Annotated in this window: 7 protein-coding genes; 4 read left to right on the plus strand and 3 right to left on the minus strand. The window is 71.6% G+C overall.

Annotation, left to right across the window (positions count from 1 at the left end; genetic code table 11):
• Window positions 1–566: 566 nt before the first annotated feature.
• From ACIOD2_RS49415 to ACIOD2_RS49425, 3 genes are all read right to left on the minus strand, one after another.
• The gene (locus ACIOD2_RS49415; RefSeq protein WP_400553054.1) at window positions 567–767 is read right to left on the minus strand and encodes a DUF3072 domain-containing protein; all 201 of its coding nucleotides are present in this window, start codon (window positions 765–767) and stop codon (window positions 567–569) included.
• 39 nt (window positions 768–806) lie between these two features.
• Window positions 807–1,262, minus strand: a complete 456-nt coding sequence (locus ACIOD2_RS49420) for a hypothetical protein (protein WP_400553055.1) — start codon at window positions 1,260–1,262, stop codon at window positions 807–809.
• A 91-nt stretch (window positions 1,263–1,353) separates the two neighbouring features.
• Entirely contained in the window at window positions 1,354–2,406 is a 1,053-nt protein-coding gene (locus tag ACIOD2_RS49425) for an NlpC/P60 family protein (protein WP_400553056.1), read from the minus strand.
• A 369-nt stretch (window positions 2,407–2,775) separates the two neighbouring features.
• Here ACIOD2_RS49425 and ACIOD2_RS49430 point away from each other — a divergent pair, with 369 nt between their 5' ends.
• From ACIOD2_RS49430 to ACIOD2_RS49445, 4 genes are read left to right on the plus strand one after another with little or no spacing between them, the layout of a single operon-like run.
• On the plus strand, window positions 2,776–2,979 hold the full coding sequence (locus tag ACIOD2_RS49430) for a heavy-metal-associated domain-containing protein (RefSeq protein ID WP_400553057.1): 204 nt from the start codon (window positions 2,776–2,778) through the stop codon (window positions 2,977–2,979).
• Window positions 2,976–3,812: a hypothetical protein gene (locus tag ACIOD2_RS49435; RefSeq protein ID WP_400553058.1), complete on the plus strand. Its 837-nt coding sequence runs from the start codon at window positions 2,976–2,978 to the stop codon at window positions 3,810–3,812. The genes ACIOD2_RS49430 and ACIOD2_RS49435 overlap by 4 nt, the downstream gene beginning before the upstream one ends.
• A complete protein-coding gene (locus tag ACIOD2_RS49440; protein ID WP_400553059.1) occupies window positions 3,809–5,992 on the plus strand; it encodes a heavy metal translocating P-type ATPase in 2,184 nt (727 codons plus the stop codon). The genes ACIOD2_RS49435 and ACIOD2_RS49440 overlap by 4 nt, the downstream gene beginning before the upstream one ends.
• Before the next feature lie 40 nt (window positions 5,993–6,032).
• The gene (locus tag ACIOD2_RS49445) at window positions 6,033–6,863 is read left to right on the plus strand and encodes a peptidoglycan-binding protein (protein ID WP_400553061.1); all 831 of its coding nucleotides are present in this window, start codon (window positions 6,033–6,035) and stop codon (window positions 6,861–6,863) included.
• Window positions 6,864–7,008: the final 145 nt, after the last annotated feature.

Genomic DNA, 7,008 nt, shown 5'->3' on the forward strand with positions numbered 1-7,008 from the left:
CACGGCCGAGAAAGTCCCGCCAGCTGAGCCAAGCCGCCAGCCAACCCGCTGTGCCGCTCAGGTGCCGAGCATCTTCAGCCGCTGCAGGCCACCAAACTGCTCAGTCGGCTGCTGTAGGCCCGGCTCTGGCCGCAGTGTCCGCTCAGCTCGCCTCGAGCCCGCTCGAACCGCAGGCACCCGCCAAGCCAGCCTCAGGCCCGGCTTAAGCGCCGCATCGCTGCAGCGGTTGTGCCCTCTCGGTCCGCCGAGTTCCCACTCGAACCGCGGTTGCCCGCTCTGGCCGCAGGGCCCGCTCAGGCGCCCGTACCGCCGCAGCGGTGGCGCCGCGTAGTTGGCCGCGAGTCCACTCGAACCGCGGGCTCAGCCAGCCTTGCTCCCGTTCAGCGCGGTGTCGCTGCGGCAGCAGTGCCTCTCGGTCCGCTGCGAGCTCCCTCGAACCGCGGGTGCCTGCTTCTGGCCGCAGCGCGCCCGCTTAGCTCGCCTTGAGCCTGCTCAGGCGCCGCACCGCTGCAGCAGCTGCGCCCGCTCAGCCGGCCTCGCGCCGCTCAGCCGGCCTCAAGCCCGGCTCAGGCGCCGCGACCAGTCGTCTGCTGCAGCTCGTCGATCCGCTTCGATGCCTCCGCCTTCGTCAAGTTGTCAGGCACCTCTTCCCCCGCCTCCTGGGCGAGGGTCTGCAGGTAGGACTTCTGCGGCCCGGTCATCGGCTCGTCGCCGGTGGTCCACTCGCTCGGGTCCTTCTCCGGGTTGGGTTCCGGCTGTTCGGTCATCACCACTCCATTCGAACGTCTGTTCGCTTGCGATCGACTTTAACTCACGGGACTGACAGTTTCAGAAGACACCTCTGGCGGAGGGGTACTCGGCGGCCCGGCCTCGTGGCCGGCGCGGCCGCGGGTGCGGCGGGCGTCCTTCATCTGCTGTTCCTGCAGGTGACGGCGTCCCCCGGTGAACTCCGCCAGCAGGGAACGCTCCAGGTCGCGGGACGTCTTGTAGTAGCCGTCGTCGTACTCCTCGACCACCTGGAACGTCCAGCGGTCGGCCAGGACGTTGAGGCCGACCAGCTCCTCGCGGATGCGTGCCGCCCACGCTGGGTGGCCGGCCTTCTCGAGCCGGTCCGCCGCGTCGCCGAAGAGGAGGTCCGCCCAGCCCGTCTGCTGGTGGAACGCGTAGAGGTGGCCCCGCGCTCGCTCGATCGTCTCGAGTGCTTCGGTCAGCTTGCCCACGGCGTCGAGGGTGGCTTCGTCGGGTACGGGGTTCTCGGCCATTGCGAGGTGGTTCCCCGGAAATCCCGCCCGGAAACGCGAAAATCCGCCCACAGCGGTGGAATCACCACTGTGGACGGATCGCGACCGACACTCAGGCCGTCGGGCGGGTCGCTCCCGCGTACTCGCTCATCAGCGGGGAAATCTTGACCACGTCGCCACTGGTGGGGGCGTGGACCATCTTGCCGTCGCCGATGTACATCCCGATGTGGGACACGGGGGAGTAGTAGGCGACCAGGTCGCCCGGCTGCAGCTGGTCGCGCGAGACCGGCGTGCCGAAGCCCGCCTGCGCCGCCGAGTTCCGCGGCAGCGTGATGCCGGCCTGCTTGTAGGCCCACTGCATCAGGCCCGAGCAGTCGAACGTGCCCGGCCCGGTCGCGCCCCAGACGTAGGCGCTGCCGAGCTTGCTCAGCGCCGCGTTGACCGCGGTCTGGGCGGCCCCGGTCGCCGCCTTGACAACGGGGGCCTTGCCGCCGGTGTCCTTCTGCGCCGCCTTGTCGGCCGAGCTGAGGGACTTGCTCTGCGCCTCGATCTGGTCGATCTGGGTCTGCAGGTTCTTCTTCTTGCCCTCGATGTCCGAGGTCAGCTTGGCCGCCGCGTCACGGGCGTCGGTCGCCTTCTTCGCGGCGTCCGTCGCCGTCTTCTCGGCGGTCTTGGCCTTTTCGGCCGCACCGCTGAGGTTGTCCATCGCGCCGTTCTTCTCGGTCGCGATGACCTCGAGCGCCGACGACCGGTCCAGGAAGTCCTGAGTGGACGTCCCGGCCAGCAGCGCGGACAGCTTGTTCAGCTGGACGCCGCTGGTGAACGACGCGCCGGCGAACTTGTCCACCTGGGACTGGTACTTCTGCTTCGCGTCGGCGGCTTCGGCACCGGCGGCCTTCGCCGCGTTGACGTCGTTGGTGGCCTTGTCGAGCTCACCCTGCTTGGCCTTCAGGTCGTCCTGGGCCTTGAGCAGGTCCTCGTTGAGCTTCTCGGCCTGCGCCGCGAGGTCGCGGTACTTGGCCAGGGCTTCCGACCCGGTGGGCGGAGCCTGGAGGACGGGGATGGGGGCGGCGGTGGCCACGGGGTCCGCGACGGTGATCACAGCGATCACCGCGGCGGCCGCGAGGGCACCGGACACCACGCGCTTGACGGGATGCGAATGCACGGTCGCGCGGGTCTCCTTTGCTGATCAGCCGCCGGTCGGGGGACCGGGGCGGCGAGTCGGGGGCCTCGTCCGCGCTGCCCCGCCACGAGTGCGTGCTCGACCGCAACAGGTGAGCCACGCGGAGTGGGGGTCCGGTACCCGGCAGGGGGGTATCGACGGCGATCTCGCGTCGCCACCTGTCGGCAGCTCGGGGCCGCGAGATCTCGAACAGGTTACGAAAAGAACACGGGAGAGTCCAGTGGTACCCCGACAACACTCTCCGTGACGCCCTGAAACACGGCTGGACCAGCGGTGCCGTAGCTGACTGTGTCCGGGGTTACACCTCGTCACGGCATTGCTTACCCTACCCCCCTAGGGTATATCTGAGGCATGAGCGACAGCACCTACACCGTCACGGGCATGACCTGCGGCCACTGCGCCCGGTCGGTCGAAGAGGAGATCCGCGGGATCGGCGGCGTCACCGGCGTCGCCGTCGACCTGGCCACCGGGGCCGTGACCGTCCGCAGCGCCGCCGCGCTCGCCGTCGAGGACGTGCGCGGCGCCGTCGAGGAAGCGGGGTACCGGCTGACATGAACACCGCAGCGAAGCTCTCCGCCTACGCCGCGGCCCTCGTCCTGGTCGCCGGCGGCGCCTGGGCGCTCGGGACCGCCGCCGGCCCGTTCCCCGGCCAGGCCGAGGCGCACGGCGGCGAGGACACCATGCACGGCGAAACCGCGGAGCACCCGCCGGGCGGCCTGGCGTCGTCCGAGGACGGCTACACCCTCGTCCCGGCGAGCACGACCCTGACGCCGGGAGCGACGACCCGCTTCACCTTCCGGATCACCGGGCCGGGTGGCGCGCCGGTGACCGCGTTCGACGTCGAGCACGAGAAGCGGCTGCACTTCATCGTCGTCCGGCGGGACACCGCCGGGTACCGGCACCTGCACCCGGACCTCGGCGCCGACGGCACCTGGAGCGTGCCGCTCACCGTCGCCGACGCGGGCAGCTACCGCGCCTTCGCCGACTTCAAGCCTGCCGGCGCGAACCCGCTGACGCTCGGCGTGGACCTCCAAGCGCCGGGGACGTTCCAGCCGGTCGAGCACCCGGAGTCGCGCGTCGCCGACGTCGACGGCTACCGCGTCCGGCTCGACGGCGACCTCGTCCCGGGTCAGTCGTCCCGGCTGACCGCAACCGTCGCCAAAGACGGCCGCGAGGTGACTCCGCAGCCCTACCTCGGCGCGACCGGGCACCTCGTCGCGCTGCGCGGCGGCGACCTCGCCTACCTGCACGTCCACCCGGCCGGGCCCGGGCTCACCTTCCTGGCCGAAGTGCCGTCCGCCGGGACCTACCGGCTGTTCCTGGACTTCCGCCACGGCGACGTCGTCCGCACCGCCGAATTCACCACCGGTACGGGGGAACCGCGATGACCGTCGAACTCGCGATCACCGGCATGACCTGCGCGTCCTGCGCGATGCGCATCGAGCGCAAGCTCAACAAGCTGGACGGCGTCACGGCGACCGTCAACTACGCCACCGAGAAGGCGAAGGTCGACTTCGCCGGTGACGTCGAACCGCAGGACCTGGTGGCCCAGGTCGAAGCCGCGGGTTACGGCGCGAAACTACCGGCCGACGAGCCACCGGAAGCCGAAGAGGACGACGGCACGAGCGCGCTGCGGCAGCGGCTCGTCACCTCGGCCGTGCTCGCGCTGCCGGTGATCCTGCTGGCGATGGTGCCGGCGTGGCAGTTCACCTACTGGCAGTGGATTTCGCTGACCCTCGCCGCGCCGGTGGTGGTGTGGGGCGCGTGGCCGTTCCACCGCGCCGCGTTCGCCAACCTGCGCCACGGCGCCGCCACGATGGACACGCTCATCTCGCTCGGCACCCTCGCCGCGTTCGGCTGGTCGCTGTACGCGCTGCTGTTCGGCACCGCGGGCACACCCGGAATGCGGCACCCGTTCGAGTTCACCATCGAGCGGATGTCCGGCGACGGCGCGATCTACCTCGAGGTCGCCGCGGGCGTCACGACGTTCATCCTGGCCGGGCGCTACTTCGAGGCCCGCGCCAAGCGCCGCGCCGGTGCCGCGTTGCGGGCACTGCTGGACCTCGGCGCGAAGGACGTCGCCGTCCTGCGTGACGGCCGCGAGGTGCGGATCCCGGTCGGCGAGCTGGCCGTCGGCGACGAGTTCGTCGTGCGGCCGGGGGAGAAGGTGGCTACCGACGGTGTCGTCGAGGACGGCGGTTCCGCGATCGACGCGAGCCTGCTGACCGGCGAGAGCGTGCCGGTCGAAGTCGGGCCGGGGGACGCCGTGGCCGGGGCGACGGTCAACGTCGGCGGCCGGCTCGTCGTGCGGGCCACGCGGGTCGGCGCCGACACTCAGCTGGCGCAGACCGCGCGGCTCGTCGAGGAGGCGCAGACCGGGAAAGCCCAGGTCCAGCGGCTCGCGGACCGCGTCTCGGCGGTGTTCGTGCCGATCGTCATCGCGCTGGCCGTGGCGACGCTCGCCTTCTGGCTCGGCGCGGGCGGGACGCCGTCGGCCGCGTTCACCGCCGCCGTCGCGGTGCTGATCATCGCCTGCCCGTGCGCGCTCGGCCTCGCGACGCCGACGGCGCTGCTGGTCGGCACCGGCCGGGGTGCGCAGCTCGGCATCCTGATCAAGGGCCCGGAGGTGCTGGAGTCGACCCGGCGCGTCGACACCGTCGTGCTGGACAAGACCGGCACGGTGACCACCGGCCGGATGGCGCTGGTCGAGGGGGACGGCGAGGTGCTGCGGCTCGCGGGGGCCGTCGAGGCCGCCTCCGAACACCCGGTGGCCCGGGCGATCGCGGACGCCGCTCGCGAGCGTTTCGGTTCACTGCCTGCGGTTTCCGGCTTCCGCAACACACCGGGGCTGGGCGTCGAGGGTGTGGTCGAGGGACACCGGGTCGTCGTCGGACGGGCGGAGTTCGTCGGCGGCGCGCCGTCCGAGTCCTCCAAGACCGCCGCGATCCACGTCGCCTGGGACGGCGAGGTCCGCGGGCGGCTGGTCGTCGCGGACACCGTCAAGCCGACGTCGGCCGAAGCGGTCCGGCGGCTGCGCGCACTCGGCCTGACCCCGATCCTGCTGACCGGCGACAACGCCGCCACGGCCCGGGCGGTCGCCGGGCAGGTCGGCATCGACCAGGTGATCGCCGAGGTGCTGCCGAAGGAGAAGGCCGCCGTCGTGAAGCGGCTGCAGGCCGAGGGGCACGTGGTGGCCATGGCCGGCGACGGCGTCAACGACGCGGCCGCGCTCGCCCAGGCCGACCTGGGCCTGGCGATGGGCACCGGCACCGACGTCGCGATCGAGGCGGCGGACCTGACGCTCGTGCGTGGCGACCTGCGCGCCGCCGTCGACGCGATCCGGCTGTCGCGGCGGACGCTGGCCACGATCAAGGGGAACCTGTTCTGGGCGTTCGCCTACAACGTGGCCGCGCTGCCGCTGGCCGCGGCGGGCCTGCTGAACCCGATGCTCGCCGGGGCGGCGATGGCGGTCAGCTCGGTCTTCGTCGTGACCAACAGCCTGCGTCTGCGCAGCTTCCGGATGGGTGATTGGAGCCCGTTTGTACGTCCCTTGTATCCGGCCGGGTGATCGTGGTGGCGTAACCGATTCCGACCGATGGAGGACAGGGATGTTCACGAAGGCCGCCGTGTTGACGGCGCTCACCGCCGCGGCGTTCGCCGTGGCCGCGCCGGCGCAGGCCGCGCCCGCCGCCACGACGGCGCTGCCGACGGCGAACATGGAGGCCGTGCTGAAGGCGGCCCAGATCGACCCGCGCCGTGCCGACAGCACCCAGACGCCGGGCGCGCACGACAGCGTCCTGCTGGTCGAGCAGGCGCTGCAGGCGAAGGGGCTGCTGGACAGCAAGTACGTCGACGGCTACTTCGGCACCACGACCATCACGGCGTACTCGCAGTACCAGAAGTCCTTGGGCTACACCGGAATCGACGCCTCGGGCCTGCCGGGCAAGACGTCGCTGGAGAAGCTGGGCGACGCCCGGTTCACCGTGACTAGCCCGGTTTCCGCGGGCAGCCGGGTGGCCTACCGCGGCGTCACGATCAACACCCGCACCAAGGCGATGCTGCTGGCCGCCGAGAAGATCGCCGGCATCACGGTGAGCCTGACGCAGGGCTCGTACAACCCCGGCGGCGTCGACGCTTCGGCCGGGACGCACGACGGCGGCGGCGCGATGGACATCTCGGTGTCCGGCATGTCGGCCACGACCCGGACGAACCTGATCAAGGCGCTGCGCCAGGTCGGGTTCGCGGCCTGGTACCGCACGCCGGCGCAGGGGTTCGCCTACCACGTCCACGCGATGGCGATCTCCGACCCGGACCTGTCGTCGGGCGCGCAGCACCAGACGGGCGACTACTACCTGGGCCAGAACGGCCTGGCCGGCCGCGGCGCCGACGACGGCCCCTCGGTCACCAAGGTCACCTGGGAGGAGTACCAGCGGGGCTGAGGCTCCCGAACGTCCGTGAAGGCCACCTTGAGGGACTCAGAGTCCCTCAAGGTGGCCTTCACGGACGTGGGTGATCTCAGCGGCGGGTGGCGCGCAGCCACCTCGAGCGGCGGCGTTCCTGGGCCGGCACCGTCGGCTCGGCCGG

It is taken from the genome of Amycolatopsis sp. NPDC088138, from assembly GCF_044741685.1.
Classification (GTDB): domain Bacteria; phylum Actinomycetota; class Actinomycetes; order Mycobacteriales; family Pseudonocardiaceae; genus Amycolatopsis.